Source organism: Brevibacterium oceani (assembly GCF_017948325.1).
Lineage (GTDB): Bacteria > Actinomycetota > Actinomycetes > Actinomycetales > Brevibacteriaceae > Brevibacterium > Brevibacterium oceani.
The window spans coordinates 3,111,099-3,130,001 of record NZ_CP072846.1; the positions used below are offsets into that span (position 1 = coordinate 3,111,099).

The window sequence follows — 18,903 nt, forward strand, 5'->3', positions numbered from 1 at the left end:
ATCACATCATTGTCGCGGTGACTGAGGTTCTGATCGCCGCAATCCCCGAGTGATCCCCGAGGAGTCATCATGTCTGAACCGTTCTCAGCTCGCCTCAGGGCCAGCACCGCCACCATCCACGACGAGGTCGAGCACACCACCTTCATGGTCGACCTCATGGAAGGACGACTGGACTCGCGGGCGTATGCCCTCCTTCTCAAGCAGTACGAGGTCATCTATGCTGTGCTCGAGTCCCAGTCGCGGACGTTCGCCGACGACCCGGTCTTCGCGCCCTTCCACGACGTGAACCTCTTCCGCTCCGAACGCATCGCAGCTGACCTGGCCGCGCTGGGCGGTGAGGATCTGCCCGTGATGCCCAGTGCCACCGCCTACGCCGACCACCTCGCGGGGCTGGAGCGTCCCGAGCAGGTCATCGCTCACCATTACACGCGCTACCTCGGGGACCTCTCCGGCGGCCAGGCGATCGGCACCCTCATGGGTCGGCACTACAGCCTGCCCGCGACCACCCTGACGATGTGGGACTTCACGGCGCTGGGCAAGACGAAGCCGTACAAGGATTCCTACCGCTGCCTCCTCGACGAGGTGGCAGCGACCGGCGGCGATGAGCAGATCGTCATCGACGAGACGATGGAGGCCTTCCGCCTCAACGGCGCCCTCCTCGTCGACCTCACCGAGGCGACGGAACTGCGGGCGGTCCCGGTCGCCTAGTCACTGATCCGCAGACGCATGAGAACGGCCGCGGCGCCCGGATAGTAATCCGGGCGCCGTCCCCATTCAACGAATCCGCGGGAGGCGTAGAGGCCCAGCGCCGAGGTGTTGCGTTCGTCGACCTCGAGATGGACGACCTCCGCCCCGCGGTCCTTCGCCCAGTCGATCCCCGCGTCGAGCAGGGCCCGACCGACGCCCCGCCCGCGTGCAGCCTCGGTGGTGGCGATGGTCATGACATCGGCTTCCGCACCGGATAAGGACATAACGATCCACCCGGCCAACTCCCCCGCCGAGGCGGTGCCCTGCGTTGCGGTCGAACCGTCGACGGCCCCGTCCGGGTCAGGCTCCCCCGCCGAGGCGGTCCTGGCCGCGAGCATGATCGTACCGTTCTGTGCCTTGACCGACCAGTAGTACCCGGGTGTCCACGCGGTGGGACCGAAGACGGCCGCATCATGATCGGCCACCTCGGCGAGATCCCACCAGGGCAGCTCGGCGATGGTCGTCGCTGCGGTCATCTCAGGGAGCTCTCACGCACCGGGGTCGGTTTCGCATCGGGATCACGCAGGTATTCGGGGATCGGCTCGCTCAACTCCCGACCGGCGGCGAGCTCCCGCGCAACCGCGAACGCGAGGAAGTCGGCACGCGGATCCGTGAGGTCCTCGAGCGACGGAGCGCCGAGGGTTTCGGGGTAGAGAAGGAAGCCGCGACCGAGCCGCTGACCGATCCGATCGGCAGCAGCGTCCGTCAGCTCGTGTGCGTCACCGGCAGGGTCGAACACATAGTTGTGCTCGGCGAGGACGGCGGCGACCTCGGCGGGCCTGGCGACGAACGGTCCCGCACTCAGGGACGCATCGGCCGAATCGTAGACGCTGAAGTAGACCTCTTTGCGGCGGGCGTCGGAGGCGATGAGCACGGGGCGCTCGGTGCCGGTCGCACCGTCAGTGCCTGTCGGCCCGTCAGAGGTGCTGCGCACGAGTTCTTCGGCGATCGCCGCCTGCGACAGCAGTCCCCTGACGGGGATGCCGCGGGCCTGGCCGACGGCGATGCCGGCCGCGATGCCGACCCGCAGCCCCGTGAACGGGCCCGGGCCGATGCCGACGACGACGAGTTCGGGCAACACGTCCGCCTTGAGCACACGGGCGAGCGCTGGCCCGATGAACTCGACGTGTCGACGCTGGTCATCGGCCTGTTCGGCGGCGATGACCGTGTCAGTGTCGGTGTCGACGAGGGCTACGGACGCCGACTGCGAGGTGTCGATGCTGAGAATGATCATGAGGCGTCTCCCTCGGTTGTGATGCCCTCAAGCGCTGAGATCGCGGCGTGCACGCGGACCATTCTTCCCGACCATGAGTCGCCGTGGCCGGTGAGGTCGACGGTGCGCCGTTCATCCTCGATCTCGTCGTCAGCGGCGGTGCCGGTGTCGGCCACGTCGCCTGCGCCCCAGACCGGTGCGATGGTGATCTCGAGGTAGTCGGTGCTCAGCTGCTCGGCGAGTCCGGCACCCCATTCGACGACGGTGATCGACTCGTCGAGTTCGGAGTCGAGGTCGAGGTCTTCGAGCTCCTCCCCGTCGGCCAGCCGGTAGGCATCGACGTGGACGAGGGCCGGCCCGCCGGAGCGCGAGGGGTGTTCGCGGGCGATGATGAACGTCGGCGAGGTGATCCGCCCCGTCACGTCGAGCGCCCGGCCCAATGACTGAGTGAACGTCGTCTTTCCGGCACCGAGGTTGCCCGTGAGGATGAGCAGGTCACCGGCGCGCAGGTGCCCGGCGAGTTCCTCGGCGAAAGTGCGCATGTCCGCAAGCGATCCGAGGTGCGCCCTCATCGCTCGACACCGTCCGCCGAGGCCGGCTGCCGGCCGGCCGATTCTGCGCTGGCCGACTCCGCACCAGCCGATTCTGCGCTGTCCGCGCGGGCGAACCGCTGCACGCGGGCGCTGAGCTGGGTGACGATCTCGTAGTTGATCGTGTCCGCCCAGGTCCCCCACTCGGCGGCGCTGGGTCCGCCGGGGCCGAAGATGACGACCTCGTCGCCGATGGCCACGTCGTCATTCCCGGTTCCGATGTCGATGATCATCTGGTCCATGGCGATGCGCCCGACGACGGGGTATCGGCGCCCGCGGATGGCCACCTCGGCGCGGTTGGACGCCGCACGGGGAAGCCCGTCCCCGTACCCGCCGGGCACGAGCGCGAAGCGTGTGTCGCTCGCGGCCGTGAACGTCAGCCCGTAGGAGGCGCCGTGACCTGCGGGAATGTCTTTGAGGTTGATGACCGTCGAGAGCAGCCGCAGCGCCGGGCGCAACCCGAGGGCCGCAGCGTCCCCATCCGCGAGCGGGGAGAGACCGTAGAGCGCGAGCCCCACCCTGGCCGAGGTTCCCGGGCACGGGCCGAGGGTGAGCGCGCCCGGTGAGTTCGCGATGTGCACATCGAGTGCCTCCGATTCGCCGAGGCGGCCGTCCGCGGCGTCGAGCACGGCCCGCAGCTGCCCGTGGGCGGAGGAGAAGACCGCACTCTGGGCGGCGGTCTCGGGACGTTCGGGTTCATCGGCGACGGCGAAGTGACTCATGATGCCGACGATGCGGATCCCCGGTGCGGCAGAGGTCTGGCTCGGATCTTCGGGTCGAGCGTCGCCGGCATCTGCGCTCTGACGACGTTCCTCGTCATGGCGGCGCAGCCAGTCGAAGGCGCGGACGAGGTCGTCCGGGGCCAGCCCGTTGCGGCCGAGTCCGGTGTCGATCTTCAGATGCAACCTGGCGGTGGTACCGGTGCGCAGGGCCGCCTCGGCGAGACGGTCGAGGCTGCCGACGGTGGAGACGCCGAGAGCGATTTCGGCCTGCAGCGCCGCATCGAGGTCGGTGGTGGGTCCGTAGAGCCAGGCGAGGATCTGCGCCTCGGGACCGAGCAGCTCGCGCAGCTGCAGTGCTTCGGGGATGGTGGCCACGCAGAACTCGCGCCATCCTGCTGTGAACAGTGCCGGGGCGACGAGGTCGACGCCGTGGCCGTACGCATTGGCCTTGACGACGCATTTGAGGCGGGCGGGGGCGAGCCGCTCGGCAAGGACGGAGGCATTGTCGTGCAGGGCCGCCTCGTCGATCTCTGCTCGCACGAGAGCCTCGGGAATGTCGAAAGATGTCACTGGATAAGACTACCGCCGACACCATGTTGCCCACCTCACCGGTGGTTAGGATGAACCCCCGCACGTCTCGGCGACCCTGCCGAGGCGCGCGGACCCAACCGATGACAAAGGAGAAGTCATGCACACCACCACATCCGCCCGCACCCTGACCATGGTGCTCGTGACCGCGCTGTTCGCCGCGGTCCTCACCCTTGCCTCGGGTGCCGGGGCAGCCTCGGCGGCGTCGAAGTACTGCACCGGCATCGAATCGAACTCGAAGGTCACTGCCGGCAAGGCCATCGAGGTCAAACAGCGTACGACGATCACCGCCGACATCTACCTGTGCTCGAAGTCCGGGTCACGCTACGTCCGCGACAGCGGTCCGTACAAGGCGCGGCTGGGCTACAACGGGACGACGGCGAGCAAGCGCGAGGGTGACGGGAAGACGCCGAAGGGCGTGTTCTGGATGCGCGACGGCTTCGGCACCTCGGCAAACCCGGGCCTGAAGAAGACGTGGACGAAGGTCACCCGCGATCACGTCTGGGTCGACGGAGACGCGACGAAGGCCGAGGGGTACAACACGATGCAGCTGAAGTCGAAGGGCTACAAGGGCGAATCGCTCTACCAGCCGAAGCCGTACAAGTACGCCCAGGTCATCGGTTACAACGAGGCCCGCACCCCGGGCAAGGGATCGGCGATCTTCCTCCACGCGAACACCGAGTCGATGAAGACCGCCGGATGCGTGTCGATGTACGAAGCGAGCCTCGTCAAGGCGATGAAGTGGGAGGGGTCGACGAAGACGCAGATCGTCATTCACTGAGTGGAGGTGCTCGGTTCAGTCGGTGGCGCGGATGAGCTCGTCCACCACCTCGGCGAGGGCATCGGCGAAACCGGCCGCGGTGATCGCCCGCCGGCCGGCCTCGTTGTGCAGCAGCACCGCGAGTCCGGCCAGGCGAGCCCACTGCCGCGGCGGCAGCGTTGCCTCGTCACCGCCGTAGCGAGCGCGCGCCGAGGCGATCGCGCACAGCGTCCCGAGGACCCCGGCGAGCACGTCCCCGGCCCCGGCCGTGGCAAGGCTCGCCGGTCCGGGTTCGGGGAGGACGACGAAGCCGTCGGGCGCGGCGATGACCGTGTGGTGGCCCTTGAGCAGGACGATCGTCCCGGTCAGCTCCGCCGCCTGCCTGGCCCACCCGGCCGGGTTCTGACCGATCCTGCCTGCGGTGATGATCTCGCCGAGGAGGCGGCTGAGCAGCCGTGCCAGCTCACCGGCGTGCGGGGTGATGATGAGAGAGCGGTGCGCCAGCCAGGTGCCGGCCATCGCCTCGGCGCGGCCGACCATATCCAGTCCCCCGGCGTCGATGACGACCGGGGTGTTCGTGTCGCTCAGTCCGTCGACGACGGCTTGGACGTAGTCGGATTCGGGGTCGCCGGGCCCCAGCACGACCGCGTCGACCCGACCGGAGGCGCTGACCACTTCGGGGTGGAGGCCGATGAGGAATTCGGCGACGAGCGGGGATCCGAGATAGCGGACCATTCCGGCTCCGGAATTCACCGCCGAGGTGGTCGTGAGCACGCCGGCCCCCGGATAGTCTTCGGAACCGGCGAGGACCCCGGTGATGCCGCGGGAGTATTTGTGCCCGGTCGGATCGGGGCGGGGGAAGTCAGCAGCGAGGTCGGCTGAGTCGAGGAGTTCGGCGTCGGCGAGCTCCGGGTCGAGGTCGAGTCCAATGTCGATGACGTCGATGGAGCCGGTGAACGCGGCGACGCGGGGGTCGACGAGTTCGGATTTGAGCCCGCCGAAGGTCACGGTCCGATCGGCGTGGAGCCGCTGGTCGGTGTCGACAGAGTGTGCACCGTCCGAGCCTGCATCCTCGGGGCCGGGATCGAGGTCGGAGGGGACGTCGACGGCGATGAGGCGGCCGGTTCGGTGCGGGGCCCAGTCGGCGATGAGTGCGGCGATGTGGTCGGGCAGTCCGCGCCTGCCCCCGGTGCCGAGTATCCCATCGAGGACGAGGTCGGCCCGGGTCAGTTCACGCAGGACGTCGGTGCGGGGGGTGCCGGTGGAGGCAGCGCCGGTGCGGGACTCGGGAGGGTCGGCCGCCTCGGTGGCGGTGGAGGAGGAGCCGTCCTCGGTCGGCGTGAACGCGATGACCTGGGCTCCGGCACTGCGGGCCGCGGCGAGTCCCTCGGCGTGGGTGCGGTCGAAGAGGGTGATGACCGTGACGGCCGCACCGCGCCGGGCGAGCGTGGCTGCGGCGAAGAGGGCGTCCCCGGCGTTGTTGCCGGGTCCTGCCAACACGCTCACGCGGGTCCCGGTCACTCGGCCGTGGTCGGCCCTGAGTGTCTCAAGACAGATGTTGGCCAGGGCACGGGCGGCACGGGCCATGAGCGGGACACCGGCGTCGAGGAGGGGCTCCTCGGTGTCGCGGATGACCTGACTGGGATAGGCAAACACACTCATCGCTGCTCCTTCACGTCCATCCCTGCACCGTATGCCGTTTCCACCCTTCGGGGCCAGAGCCGACCGTGGTGAGGGGCCGGTGCTCTCAGTCCTCGGCCAGCTGGGCGAGCCGGCGGCCGGCAAGATGGGCGAGGAACAGTGCCTGGTCGGCCAGACCGTCGTCGCTGTGGCGAGCGCGTGGCGAATGGTTGGCTTCGCGTTCGTCGACAGGGAGGTTCGGCAGCGCCACTCCGAAGTGTCCGTAGGCCCCGGGGACGGCGTCGAGGACGCGGGAGAAGTCTTCGGAGCCGGGCAGCGGGTTGGCCTTGCGCACGGTCCTCTCCTCACCGAAGAGGTCGGTGAACGTGGCCAGGAAGAATTCGGCTTCAGCGTCGTTGTTGATCGTCGGGGGAAGGATCTGCTCGTAGTCCACTTCGGCGGTGAAACCGTGGGCGGCGACGAGGTCACGGACGAGGTTCGGCAGCTCCACCTCGGCGCGGGAGGTCACGGCTTCGGAGAAGGTGCGGACGCTGACGACGAGGCGGGCACTGTCGGGGATGACGTTCGGGGCGGTGCCGCCGTTGAACTGGCCGACGGTGACGACGAGCGGGTCGAAGATGTCGAAGCGGCGGGTGACGTATTCCTGCAGCTGGCCGACGAGCATGGCGCCGACCTGGATGGGGTCTTTGCCGGTGGCGGGGCGGGAGGCGTGCGTGCCTTTGCCGTGGACGGTGATCGTCATCTTCGAGAACGCCGCCATATAGGACCCGGGGCGGGAGCTGGCGACTCCGAGGTCGGCGTCGGCGGAGGCATGGATGCCGAAGGCGGCCTTGACCCGGGGTCCGGCGGAGTCGAGGACGCCTTCGTCGATCATCTTCCCCGCCCCGTCGTAGCCTTCTTCGCCGGGTTGGAACATGAACACGACGTCGCCGGGCAGGGAGTCACGGTCGCGGTGGAGGAGTTTGAGTGCACCGACGAGGCCGGCGGTGTGGAGGTCGTGGCCGCAGGCGTGCATCCTCCCCGAGGTGGACGCGAAGTCGAATCCGGTCGCCTCGTTCACGGGCAGTCCGTCCATGTCCCCGCGCAGGAGGACAGCGGGCACCACGCCGGTCGAGTCTTCCGTGCGGGCTCCGCCGCGGAGGACGACGGTGATCGAGGACAGGTTCTCGCCCGTGCTGACTTCCACGTCGAGGCCTTCGATGGCGTCGAGGACAAGCTTCTGCGTCACCGGCAGGTCGAGGCCGACCTCGACGTTCTCGTGGAGTGCGCGGCGAAGAGTGACGAGGCCGGGTGCGATGTCCGCGGCGTCCTCGGCGGTGGGCAGGTGGATGGTGGGTGTGGGGGTAGCCGCAGCGGCGTTGGCGTCGTTCGCGGTGGGAGTGACGTCGGCATCGTTGGGAAGTGAGCTCATGGTGCTGAGTCTATTACCCACCAGGCGCAGACGGATTGAGACTGAGCGTTGGTCTTGTTGGGCCGGATAACTGTCGCAGGGTCCGGCATCGGGTCACGAAAGTCCATAACGCAAGCGAGTCCGGGCCACAACCTCGGCGGCGTCGATGTCTCCACTGATATAGCACTCGGCATCCGCCTCGGTCTCCGCACTGACCGAGAGACCTTCCATCTCGCCGCTGTGAGCACTTTCGGCTACGTGAGCGGCCCGAATCGACCGGTTATCGTTCGCGGTTGCTTGCATCGCTCGATCGGCCTCCCTAGCATTCCGCTCGATACCCTCAATTCTACCGGGAGCAATGAATGGTCAGCAGTCTTCGCAACGGTTCCGCTACGGTCCCGCAGCGCCCCTGCCTTGCCCATAATCGCCGTTGTCACACCAGTCCGTGGTGGGCAGCGAATGGATCCCAGTCGGGATCGGTGTGGATGTCGAGTTCGATCTCGTTCGCGGCGGTCGCGGCCGCCTCGGCGCCGTGGAAATGGGCGATGAGCGCGGCGGTCATGTCCATGCCCGCGGCCACACCCGATGAGGTCCACCGGTCCCGGTCCTCGACCCAACGCGCCTGCGGCACCCAGGTGATGCCCTCACCGTGTTCGGCCGCCCAGGTGAACGCCTTCTTATTCGACGTCGCCCGGTACCCGTCGAGCAGACCCGCGGCCGCGAGGACCGCCGAACCGGTGCACACTGAGGTGATGAGCTCGGCACCGGCCGACCAGTTCACGAAGCTGCCGAGGAAGCTTCGGTCGTCGACCAACTGCCGGGTGCCCATTCCGCCGGGGACCATGACGATGTCCGGGGTGTTCGCGGTGTCGAAGGACTCGGTGGCAATGACCTCGATGCCCTGGGCGCTGCGCACACGTCCCGGCTGCGCCGTGACATAGGTCAGGGCGAAGGCATCGGGGAGTCGGCTGAAGAGTTCGACGGGGCCGAAGACGTCGAGCACCTCGAAGCCGTCGAAGAGCACCACTGCAACATTGCGAGTCCGTGAATCCATGGACTCATTGTCTCAGCTGCAGTGTCAGTCGTCCGGCGTCAGTCCTCCGGCGTCAGGCCCCTGGCATCAGTCCTAGAACCTCCGGCATCAGTCCTGGGGCCGAGGATTCCGTCCGTACATCGAATGGGTGAAGTGCTCGGCGACCCCCTCGATGCCGGGGCTCAGGGACGGCCCCTCCCCCTCGGCGATGACGAACGTCATCGTGAGGTTCGCATCATGGGTGATCGAGAGGTGGATGTTCTGGCCGCCGATGCGTTTGAAGTGCTCGAGGACGAGCCCACGCAGACGGAAACTTGGCGCACCGGAGCGGGCGGGGACCACCTCGGCGGACTGCCAGGGCAGCCACCCGGGGAAGCCGATCGCCTTCTTCAGTGCCTCCTTCGCGGAGAACCGGGCCGCCAAGGACGCATCGGTACGGCGTTTTCCGTTGCGTTTGAGCTGCTCGCCGGGGGTGAGCAGCCGGTCGAGGAGTTCGGGCACGCGTTCGATGTGCTCGGCGAAACGCGGCACATCGGCGATGTCAGTGCCGATCCCTAGAATCGCCATATTCGCTCCTCCTCAGACTCCTCGGCAGCGACAATCATCGGTCCACGGTGCCGGACCGACCATATCCCGTCCGGCACCGAGGCGGGTCACTCGACCGTGACCGACTTCGCGAGGTTGCGCGGCTGGTCGACGTCGAGGCCCTTGGCCGTGGCGAGTTCCATCGCGAAGATCTGCAGCGGAACGGTCGTCAGCAGCGGAGCCATGAGCGTCGTCGTCTCGGGGACGGCGATGACTTCGGAGGCGAACTGGTCGACCTCTTCGTCCCCCTCCTCGGCGATGACGACGGTGTTCGCACCGCGGGCGCGGACCTCCTGGATGTTCGAGATGACCTTCGCGTGCAGCGAATCGCGGCCGCGCTTCGAGGGTACGACGATGATGACGAGCTGACCGTCGTCGATGAGCGCGATCGGTCCGTGCTTGAGCTCACCGGCGGCGAAGCCCTCGGCGTGGATGTAGGCGAGCTCCTTGAGCTTGAGCGCCCCCTCCATCGCCACCGGGTAGCCGACGTGACGGCCGAGGAACAGCACCGAGCCGACGTCCTTGTTCCGGTCGGCCAGGGCGAGGACCTGCGCCTTCGTCTCATCGAGGATGCGCTGGACCTTCGCCGGGATCGTCTGCAGTTCGCCCAGGATCGTGGCGATCTCGTCGCGGAACTTGTTTCCCCGCAGCTGGGCGAGGTAGAGGCCGAGGAGGTAGCAGGCGACGACCTGGGACAGGAACGCCTTCGTCGAGGCGACTGCGATCTCCGGGCCGGCGTGGGTGTAGAGCGCAGCGTCGGATTCGCGCGGAATCGTCGAGCCGAAGGTGTTGCAGATAGCGATGACCTTCGCGCCCTGCTGACGCGCGTGGCGGACGGCCATGATCGTGTCCATGGTCTCCCCCGACTGCGAGATCGCCACGACGAGGGTCTTCTCCGTCACCACCGGATCCCGGTAGCGGAATTCGTGGGCGAGCTCCACCTCGGTGGGGATGCGGCACCAGTGCTCGATCGCGTACTTCGCGACCTGGCCGGCATACGCGGCGGTGCCGCAGGCGATGACGACGATCTTGTCGACGGTCTTGAGCACGTTCTCGTCGATGTGCATCTCATCGAGGGTCAGATGACCCTCGGTGTCGAGGCGGCCGAGCAGCGTATCGGCCACGGCCTGCGGCTGGTCGTGGATCTCCTTGTCCATGAAGGACGCGAAGCCGCCCTTCTCCGCGGCGGCGGTGTCCCAGTCGACCTCGAACTGCTCACCTTCGACGAGGTTGCCCTCGATATCCGTGATCGTGACCTCATCGGGGGTGATCGTCACGACTTCGTCCTGACCGATCTCCACGGCCGTGCGGGTGTAGTCGATGAACGCGGCGACGTCGGAGCCGAGGAAGTTCTCTCCCTCGCCGAGGCCGATGACCAGCGGCGAGTTCCGACGGGCGGCCACGACCTGGCCGGGCAGGTCGGCGTGGACGGCGAGCAGGGTGAACGCACCCTCGAGTTGGCCCGCGGTCGCACGCATCGCGGCTGTGAGGTCACCGGTGGCGCGGTAGTTCTTGGCCAGCTGGGCGGCGGCCACCTCGGTGTCGGTCTCGGAGAGGAATTCGACGCCCTCGGCGACGAGGTCCTTCTTCAGCTGCGCGAAGTTCTCGATGATGCCGTTGTGGATGAGCGCGAGCTTGCCGCCGTCGGCCAGGTGCGGGTGCGCGTTGAGGTCGGTGGGCCCACCGTGGGTGGCCCAGCGGGTGTGGCCGATGCCGGTCTGCGCGGCCGGCAGAGGATGGGCGTCGATCTCCTCGGTCAGGGCAGAGAACTTGCCTGCCTTCTTCGCCGAGGCGAGTTCGCCCTCGGGCGTCACGAGCGCGACACCGGCGGAGTCGTAGCCGCGGTATTCGAGCCTCTTCAGCCCGCCGAGAACGACGTCGAGCGCCAGATGATCGGCATTGTCAACGGGGGCCTTGGATACATAGCCAACGATTCCACACATGAGGGAGATTTTACGCACTCCCGGCGAATCTCGCTCATTCCGGCGAGTCACGATCGGGTCAACGTGACGAACCGCACGCGGGGGCGGTCACGGGCACCGATGACCACATCGGTGATGGAGGTCGACCGCCGCCTCAGCGAGGGTTGGTAAGGGGCCCGACAGCAACCTCGGCGATGGGGCGGGTACGGCGCCGGGTCGGACCTCGGTGACGGGGCGAACATGACGCATGACACAATGGTCGAATGAGCCATGTCGACCCTCAGTTGGACCGTGCGCGCCGCCTCGCTGGTCTGAATACCGGACGCCGCCTCGAGTCCGAATCGGTGTCCCCGTTCTGGGAGTTCGACCGGGATGTGTGGGGCACGCTCGCCCAGGCCACTCCCCTGCCGCTGAAGCAGCGTGACATCGAGAGACTGCGCGGCCTCGGCGATCGGATCAACCTCGACGAGGTGGCCCAGGTGTACCTGCCGCTGTCGCGGCTGCTCAACCTCTACGTCTCCGCCCGGCGGGCCAAACACGACATGACCAGGGAGTTCTTCTCCCCGCTGCACGATCGGGGCTTGGAACCGCAGGAGGCCAAACGCACCCCGTTCGTCATCGGCGTCGCCGGATCCGTCGCCGTCGGCAAGTCGACGACGGCCCGTGTGCTGCGCGAACTGCTCGCGCGGTGGCCCGACACCCCGCGGGTCGAGCTCATCACCACCGACGGGTTCCTCTACCCCAACGCCGAACTCGAACGACGCCGCCTCAACGGGCGCAAGGGATTCCCCGAATCCTACGACCGGCGCAAGCTGCTGCAGTTCATCGCCGCGGTCAAGGCCGGATCCCCCGAGGTCCGCGCGCCCGTGTACTCCCACCACACCTACGACATCGTCCCCGGCGCCGAGGTGGTCGTCCGGTCCCCTGACGTGCTCATCGTCGAGGGCCTCAACGTCCTCCAGCCCGCCCGCCCGCGCAGCGACGGCACGCTGGGCCTGTCGATCAGCGACTACTTCGACTTCTCCGTCTACGTCGACGCCCGCTCGAGGGACATCCGCGAGTGGTACGTCTCCCGCTTCCTCAAACTCAAGCACGGCGCCTTCCAGGACGAGGAATCCTACTTCCACCGGTATTCGAAGCTCGGCGACGACGAGGCGATCACCCTGGCCACGGAGATCTGGGACTCGATCAACTTCCCGAACCTGCGGGAGAACGTCCAACCCAGCCGTGGTCGCGCCGACCTCGTGCTCCACAAGTCCGCCGACCACACCATCCGGAAGGTCCAGCTGCGGAAGCTGTGAGGCGCGGTCATGCCGGGTGGGCGTGCCGTGCGCGCGTGCTGTGACCGACTTCGCTTACGAGTGAGGAAATAGTTTCGGCTCGTACGCAGTTGCACTGTGTGCACTGTTCTATTCTTCGCCAGCGGGTCACCTGCCCGCGGCGGCGACCGGATACGGGCGATCCTCGTATCGCCACGGGCATTCCCGTTCATCACCGCCGGTGATCCCCGTCGGCCTCCGGTCGCATCGGCAGCAGAAAGGGGCCCGCCATGAGTATGCCCTCCCCTCACCGCGTCATGTACTCCTCGGTCAAGACCCAGAAGACCCCGCAGACGTCCATCCAGCCGGGCATCTACCGGCGAATCGCCGGATACGCCTCCCGGCACAAGCGCAAACTCATCGTCTTCCTCATCCTCTCCGTGCTCACTGCGGGAATCGGCGTGCTCAATCCAGTGCTCGCCGGCGACGTCGTCAACGCGATCACCGGCGGCGGTCCGGTGGCCACTGTGGTGTGGCTGGCCGTCGCGATCGGCGGACTCGCCATCGCGGACGCCGCCATCTCGATCACCAACCGCTATCTGTCCTCGCGCATCGGTGAGGGACTCATCTTCGATCTGCGCACGGCCGTATACGACCACGTCCAGGCGATGCCGATCGCCTTCTTCAACCGCACTCGCACCGGCGCCCTGGTCTCCAGGCTCAACACCGACGTCATCGGTGCCCAGCGGGCGTTTTCCAACACGCTGTCGGGCATCGTGTCCAACTTCGTCTCCTTGGCCCTGACGGTCGGTGTCATGGTCACGATCTCGTGGCAGGTGACCGTGATGTCGATCCTGCTGCTGCCGCTGTTCATCATCCCCACCCGCATGCTGTCGGGCAGACTCGCCTCCCTGCAGTTCGAAGCCGCGAACAACTCCGCGGACATGTCGACGCGGATGACCGAGCGGTTCTCCGCGGCCGGCGCCACGCTGATCAAGCTCTTCGGCAATCCCCGCAAGGAGAATGAGGAGTTCGCCGACCGCGCCGGACAGGTCCGCGACATCGGGGTGAAGGTCGCGATGCTGCAGTCGACGTTCGTGTCCTCACTGACGCTGGTCTCCGCCCTCGCTCTCGCCTTGGTCTACGGCGTCGGCGGTGCTCAAGCCGTGCTCGGCAACCTCAATGCCGGTCAGGTCGTCACCTTGGCGCTGCTGCTGACCCGGCTCTACACTCCGCTGACGATGCTCGCCAATGCTCGTCTGGACATCCAGAGCGCTGTCGTGTCATTCCAGCGCGTGTTCGAGATCCTCGATCTTGTGCCGTACTTCAAGGAACCCGAGAAGCCGCGTGCGCTGCCGGCCGGCGGTCTGGACGTGTCCTTCGATCATGTCGACTTCGCCTACCCGAGTGCCGAACAGGTCAGCCTGGCCAGTCTCGAGGACGTCTCCGTGCTCGACTCCCGCAGCGGCGACGAGGTCATCCATGACCTCAGTTTCACGATTCCGGCCGGACACACGGTCGCCCTCGTCGGGTCCTCCGGTGCCGGCAAGTCGACGATCGCATCCCTGCTGCCCCGCCTCTACGATGTCACCGGCGGCACGATCAGCATCGGCGGAGTCGATGTGCGGGATCTGTCGTTCGCCGATCTGCGCGAGGCTGTCGGCGTGGTCACCCAGGACGGTCACGTCTTCCATGAGTCGATCCGCGCGAACCTTCAGCTCGTCAATCCCGACGCCACCGAGGAGCAGATGTGGGATGCACTCACACGCGCGCAGCTGCGAGGCGTCATCGACGCGCTGCCCGATGGTCTCGACACGGTCGTCGGTGAGCGCGGGTACCGTCTCTCCGGCGGTGAGCGTCAGCGACTGACGATCGCCCGCATGCTGCTGGCGAGCCCGGAGATCGTCGTCCTCGACGAAGCCACCTCGGCGCTGGATTCGACGAACGAAGCCGCGATCCAACAGGCCCTGGCCCAGGCGATGCACGGGCGTACGGCACTGGTCATCGCGCACCGGCTCTCCACGGTGCGGCAGGCCGATACGATCCTCGTCGTCGAGGCCGGTCGCATCGTCGAATCAGGTACGCATGAGGAACTGGTCGGCCGCGGCGGCCGATACGCCGAGCTCTACGCCACCCAGTTCGCCTCGAGCTGACGGGCCGGCGGCCCCTCCGGCCTCAGGTCACGCGAATCTCGAAAAGCTCGTCGCCAGTGACGATATTTTCGAGATTCGCGCGACCTGAGCGGAACTCGCTGCGGTGCGGCACCCTGAAAGGCACTGGTTTTCGCGCGATCGGCGTGTGTCCCCTTTGCACGTTCCCGCGCAGAGTTCGCCGACTACGCCGTCTGCGCACTGCGCCTCTTGACGCTCTCCTTGATTCGCAGGAAGAGGTCGCCGCTGAAAAGATCCTTCCAGGTGATCCTGAAGACCTGGTAGCCCAGATTGCGCAGCGAATACTCCCTGCGGCGTTCATGCTCGAACGCCCGCTTCGGATCGGCTCCGTCGAGGTAATACTTCCCTGCACCATCGAACTCAGCGATGACATGCGCCTTCCGATTGGCGAAGTCGGTCCGGGCGACGAAGTCGCCGTTCTCGTCACAGATCACCACCTGCGGCGAAAAGCCCGGTATTGAATATTCGACGAACCGAACCGCGGTGATCGATTCGGCCACAGATTCCCGCCGACCATCGACATTCGTGAGAACTGCGTCGATGCGTCGCTGGCGGGTTCTCACAAGGTTGCGAGCACAGTAGTCTGCGAATTCTCGCGCAGAGGTGAGATTCCGACGGATCGCCTCGTCCACGACGGCGACGGCGAATGCCAGAGGGCAGTCACGGGCAACGTCGCGCAACGTCCGAAGCAAGGTGGTGACCCTGCACCTGTCGACGACTTCGATGCTCCCCTCCAGAGGCCTCTTCCAGACGTGCACGAAGGAACGCTGCGCCCCGACCTCCGGGTGGGCGAATTCCACACGGGTTGGTGGACCCTTCTCGGAGTACGGGATCGAGAGGCCGTGGACGATCAGAGCGCTTCGGTGAGAGAAGGCCGCTCCATCCGGCAGATCGTCGACATAGGATCGCACGAGGATGCGCAGATCTTCGTTCCGCTTCATTGCCCCTCCCGACTCCTGCGGCAAGGTGGTTCCAGGTGCCGACCCGACAGTCGAGATGACTCGATGCGCCGGATCGTCGCAGACCGCCGTCACCACGTAGACACCGCGACGGACTCTCCTCAGGCAACAGCGCTCAGCCAACCGAAGCTGGTGGGAGCTCAATCCAGCGGCGCTGAGCTCTGCCGACGTCAGACACGCGAACATGCACCCACCATCGCGGTGCGGGAGACCCGTGCGCAAGGGCGAGAGAATGGCCTGTGGAAAACTGCGTACTCAAACACACAGGCTCAGGTAACGCGAAACTCGAAAAAGTCGTCACTGGCGACGACTTTTTCGAGTTTCGCGTTACCTGAGGGCAGCGGAGCGCCACGGACGGCTACAGCGCCAGGTGCTCCTTGACCGAGGCGGCGAGGCGTTCGGCCTGTTCGGTGGCTGTGTCTTCGGTGGCGGCCTCGACCATCACGCGGATGAGCTGCTCCGTACCCGAGGCGCGCAGCAGCACGCGTCCGGTGTCGGCGAGTTCGGCCTCGACGGCGGCGACTTCGGCGGCGACCTGCGGGTGATCGACATTGTTCTTGTCCACGCCCTTGACGTTGACAAGTGCCTGCGGCAGCTGCGGGATCTCCGCGGCGAGGTCGGCCAGAGTGCGCTTGGCATCGGCCATCCGCTTCATCAGGTGCAGAGCGGTCTGCACGCCGTCACCGGTGGTGCCGTGGTCGAGCATGAGGACATGTCCCGACTGCTCCCCGCCGAGCGCATACCCGTCGGCGAGCATCCGCTCGAGCACGTACCGGTCGCCCACAGCGGTCTGGACGGTGCTGATGTCGTACTTGTCCATCGCCTGCTTGAGTCCCAAGTTCGACATCACAGTGGTGACGAGCGTATTGCCCCGCAGCTCACCGAGCTCCTTGAGCGCGATCGCAAGGATGCCCATGACCTGATCACCGTTGACGACGCGACCGAGCGCGTCCACGGCCAGACAGCGATCGGCGTCCCCGTCGAAGGCCACACCGAGGTCGGACTGCGTCTCGACGACGAGACGCTGCAGCGGACCGAGATGGGTGGAACCGACTCCGTCGTTGATGTTGAAGCCGTCGGGTTCGGCGGCGGAGACGATCACCTCGGCGCCGGCTTGACGCAACGCGGCGGGCCCGACGATCGATGCGGCGCCGTTGGCGCAGTCGACGACGACCTTGAGACCGGACAAGGGGCGCACACCCTCGGCATCGAGGCATGCCACGAGGTGCTCGGTGTATTCGTCGGCGGCGGCCGGGTAACGGGAGATGCGTCCGACGTCCGCGCCGGTCGGCCGGTCCCAGTCCTCATCGAAGATCGCGAGGATATCGTCCTCGACCGCGTCGTCGAGCTTCTTCCCGCCGGCGGCGAAGAACTTGATGCCGTTATCGGGCATGGGGTTATGCGAGGCGGAGATGACGACGCCGAAGGCGGCACCGGTGTCCTTGACCACCTGCGCGATGCCGGGAGTCGGCAGCATTCCGGCATCGAGCACATCGACCCCGGTCGAGGCGATGCCCGCGCTCAGCGCGGCGGAGAGGAATTCGCCGGACACTCGGGTGTCACGTCCGACGACGGCGAAGGGGCGCTTCTCCCCGGCCCAGCCGCGGCTGAGCACGCGAGAACCTGCGACCGAGAGTTGGAGTGCGAGCTTGGCCGAGATATCGCGATTGGCCAGTCCGCGCACACCATCGGTGCCGAAGAGTCGAGACATGTGGGGATCCTTTCGTCAATGTCGGAGTCGATCTTAGTCGATTCCTTCGCCGAGGCGGCTGATCGCAGCCGAGGCCCCGGCAGTCAGCGCAGCGGTTGCGACTTGTTGCGGTGCTTGCGACTTGGTACGGACTCGTTCAAGGCAGAGCGCACATATCGACCGGCGGACCGTTCGATGAATGCGCTTCGGCTTGACCGACAAGTTTGGGCGCGTGGGCGCTTTCGATAGATGCGCTTCGGCTTGAACGACGGATTCGGACCGTGGAACGTTCGTAAGATGCGCGTCGGCTTGAACGACAGACTTGAACGATGAGCTTGAGCTTGAGCTTGAGCTTGGGCGACAGGCGACAGGCGACAGGCGACAGGTGACCGGCGTCGACGGTCGTGCGCCACACTGCCGGACCAGAGCGGCCGTAGCACCGCACCCGCGCCACAGGAACTGCACCGCCGCACCCGGATATGAGAATGCGGCCCCGAACGAGGTTCGGGGCCGCATTCTTACGTTCGTCGAACTGAACTGTCGATGACTGCGACTCAGTGGCAGACCAGCCGCAGCTTCTCGAACAGGTCGATCAGCGCTTCGAGAACTGAGGTGCCTTACGGGCCTTCTTGAGTCCGGCCTTCTTGCGCTCGGGGACGCGAGCGTCGCGACGCAGGTAGCCGGCCTTCTTCAGCTCGGCGCGGTTGGACTCCGCGTCGATCTGGTTGAGCGAGCGAGCCACGCCCAGTCGGACGGCTCCGGCCTGGCCGGAAGGTCCGCCGCCGGAGATGCGCACGATGACGTCGAAACGTCCACCGAGGTCCAGCAGGGTGAAGGGCTCGTTGACGAGCTGCTGGTGCAGCTTGTTCGGGAAGTACTCTTCGAGAGTACGTCCGTTGATCGTCCACTCACCGGTGCCGGGAACGAGACGCACGCGAGCAATTGCCTGCTTGCGGCGGCCCACCCCGTTGCCGGGAGCGGTCAGGGACTGTCCGCGTCCGCCAGCGGTGCTTTCGCCCAGGCCGGCAGATGCGGGAGTCTCGGAAGTGTATTCGGTGATCTCTTCTTCGACAGTTTCTGTCGCGTTGGTGGTATCAGCCACGGTTCTCCTCGGGATGTCTAGAGCTCAGGCGCTTACTGCGCGACCTGGCTGAGTTCGTACGGCTGCGGATTCTGAGCGGCGTGCGGGTGCTCGGCACCTGCGTAGACCTTCAGCTTCTGCATCTGGGCACGTCCGAGACGATTCTTCGGGACCATACCGGCGACAGCCTTCTCGACTGCACGTTCGGGGTGGGTGGCGAGCAGCTCGGCGTAGTTGACGCTCTTGAGGCCACCGGGGTAACCGGAGTGGCGGTAAGCGCGCTTCTTCTCGAGCTTCGCACCGGTCAGCGCGACCTTGTCGGCGTTGATGATGATGACGAAGTCACCGGTGTCGACATTCGGAGCAAAGGTGGTCTTGTGCTTGCCGCGCAGGAGGCGTGCAACCTGCGAAGCAAGGCGACCGAGCACCTGGTCAGTGGCGTCAACGACGTGCCACTGGCGCTCGATGTCACCGGGCTTGGGTGTGTACGTACGCAAAAGTAGCCTTCTTTTCGTATCTTGTTCAGTGCAGCGCTCGATCCTCATCGAGTCG

Annotated in this window: 18 protein-coding genes; 4 read left to right on the plus strand and 14 right to left on the minus strand. The window is 66.6% G+C overall.

Annotated elements, in window-relative coordinates:
* Positions 1-69: 69 nt before the first annotated feature.
* Positions 70-708, plus strand: a complete 639-nt coding sequence (locus J9314_RS13830) for a biliverdin-producing heme oxygenase (protein ID WP_210602943.1) — start codon at positions 70-72, stop codon at positions 706-708.
* Here J9314_RS13830 and J9314_RS13835 read toward each other — a convergent pair.
* From J9314_RS13835 to alr, 4 genes are read right to left on the minus strand one after another with little or no spacing between them, the layout of a single operon-like run.
* Positions 705-1,223 (minus strand): GNAT family N-acetyltransferase, encoded by a 519-nt coding sequence (locus J9314_RS13835; protein ID WP_210602944.1) that lies wholly within the window; start codon positions 1,221-1,223, stop codon positions 705-707. The two genes, J9314_RS13830 and J9314_RS13835, sit on opposite strands and share 4 nt — an antisense overlap.
* Positions 1,220-1,981, minus strand: a complete 762-nt coding sequence (gene tsaB, locus J9314_RS13840; protein ID WP_210602945.1) for a tRNA (adenosine(37)-N6)-threonylcarbamoyltransferase complex dimerization subunit type 1 TsaB — start codon at positions 1,979-1,981, stop codon at positions 1,220-1,222. Before tsaB ends, J9314_RS13835 begins: the two co-directional genes overlap by 4 nt.
* Positions 1,978-2,502, minus strand: coding sequence for a tRNA (adenosine(37)-N6)-threonylcarbamoyltransferase complex ATPase subunit type 1 TsaE (gene tsaE / locus J9314_RS13845; protein ID WP_246490400.1), 525 nt, complete (start codon positions 2,500-2,502; stop codon positions 1,978-1,980). Before tsaE ends, tsaB begins: the two co-directional genes overlap by 4 nt.
* Positions 2,503-2,528: 26 nt before the next feature.
* On the minus strand, positions 2,529-3,842 hold the full coding sequence (gene alr / locus J9314_RS13850) for an alanine racemase (protein WP_210602947.1): 1,314 nt from the start codon (positions 3,840-3,842) through the stop codon (positions 2,529-2,531).
* A gap of 118 nt (positions 3,843-3,960) precedes the next feature.
* On the opposite strand from alr, the gene J9314_RS13855 reads away from it, so the two are divergent.
* On the plus strand, positions 3,961-4,641 hold the full coding sequence (locus J9314_RS13855; protein WP_210602948.1) for a hypothetical protein: 681 nt from the start codon (positions 3,961-3,963) through the stop codon (positions 4,639-4,641).
* A gap of 15 nt (positions 4,642-4,656) precedes the next feature.
* Here J9314_RS13855 and J9314_RS13860 read toward each other — a convergent pair whose 3' ends face one another.
* The 6 genes from J9314_RS13860 to glmS all read right to left on the minus strand — a co-directional run bounded on the left by J9314_RS13860 (position 4,657) and on the right by glmS (position 11,212).
* Positions 4,657-6,282 carry a bifunctional ADP-dependent NAD(P)H-hydrate dehydratase/NAD(P)H-hydrate epimerase gene (locus J9314_RS13860; protein ID WP_210602949.1) on the minus strand — a complete coding sequence of 542 codons (1,626 nt, stop codon included), beginning with the start codon at positions 6,280-6,282 and terminating at the stop codon, positions 4,657-4,659.
* An 85-nt stretch (positions 6,283-6,367) separates the two neighbouring features.
* Positions 6,368-7,672 (minus strand): M20 metallopeptidase family protein, encoded by a 1,305-nt coding sequence (locus tag J9314_RS13865; protein ID WP_210602950.1) that lies wholly within the window; start codon positions 7,670-7,672, stop codon positions 6,368-6,370.
* Positions 7,673-7,765: 93 nt separating this feature from the next.
* Positions 7,766-7,954, minus strand: a complete 189-nt coding sequence (locus tag J9314_RS19330) for an antitoxin VbhA family protein (protein WP_210602951.1) — start codon at positions 7,952-7,954, stop codon at positions 7,766-7,768.
* A 130-nt stretch (positions 7,955-8,084) separates the two neighbouring features.
* Positions 8,085-8,705, minus strand: coding sequence for a DJ-1/PfpI family protein (locus J9314_RS13875; protein WP_210602952.1), 621 nt, complete (start codon positions 8,703-8,705; stop codon positions 8,085-8,087).
* Positions 8,706-8,792: 87 nt separating this feature from the next.
* A complete protein-coding gene (locus J9314_RS13880) occupies positions 8,793-9,251 on the minus strand; it encodes a holo-ACP synthase (RefSeq protein WP_210602953.1) in 459 nt (152 codons plus the stop codon).
* An 86-nt stretch (positions 9,252-9,337) separates the two neighbouring features.
* Positions 9,338-11,212, minus strand: coding sequence for a glutamine--fructose-6-phosphate transaminase (isomerizing) (glmS, locus tag J9314_RS13885; RefSeq protein ID WP_210602954.1), 1,875 nt, complete (start codon positions 11,210-11,212; stop codon positions 9,338-9,340).
* A 242-nt stretch (positions 11,213-11,454) separates the two neighbouring features.
* Here glmS and coaA point away from each other — a divergent pair, with 242 nt between their 5' ends.
* Positions 11,455-12,492, plus strand: coding sequence for a type I pantothenate kinase (coaA, locus tag J9314_RS13890; RefSeq protein WP_210602955.1), 1,038 nt, complete (start codon positions 11,455-11,457; stop codon positions 12,490-12,492).
* A gap of 248 nt (positions 12,493-12,740) precedes the next feature.
* On the plus strand, positions 12,741-14,603 hold the full coding sequence (locus J9314_RS13895; protein WP_210602956.1) for an ABC transporter ATP-binding protein: 1,863 nt from the start codon (positions 12,741-12,743) through the stop codon (positions 14,601-14,603).
* 182 nt (positions 14,604-14,785) lie between these two features.
* Here J9314_RS13895 and J9314_RS13900 read toward each other — a convergent pair whose 3' ends face one another.
* The 4 genes from J9314_RS13900 to rplM form a co-directional block, all read right to left on the minus strand.
* Positions 14,786-15,421, minus strand: coding sequence for a PDDEXK family nuclease (locus tag J9314_RS13900; RefSeq protein WP_210602957.1), 636 nt, complete (start codon positions 15,419-15,421; stop codon positions 14,786-14,788).
* A gap of 517 nt (positions 15,422-15,938) precedes the next feature.
* Entirely contained in the window at positions 15,939-17,291 is a 1,353-nt protein-coding gene (gene glmM, locus J9314_RS13905) for a phosphoglucosamine mutase (RefSeq protein ID WP_210602958.1), read from the minus strand.
* 571 nt (positions 17,292-17,862) lie between these two features.
* A complete protein-coding gene (rpsI, locus tag J9314_RS13910; protein WP_181273124.1) occupies positions 17,863-18,372 on the minus strand; it encodes a 30S ribosomal protein S9 in 510 nt (169 codons plus the stop codon).
* A gap of 32 nt (positions 18,373-18,404) precedes the next feature.
* Positions 18,405-18,848: a 50S ribosomal protein L13 gene (rplM, locus tag J9314_RS13915; protein ID WP_181273122.1), complete on the minus strand. Its 444-nt coding sequence runs from the start codon at positions 18,846-18,848 to the stop codon at positions 18,405-18,407.
* Between the last annotated feature and the right edge of the window lie 55 nt (positions 18,849-18,903).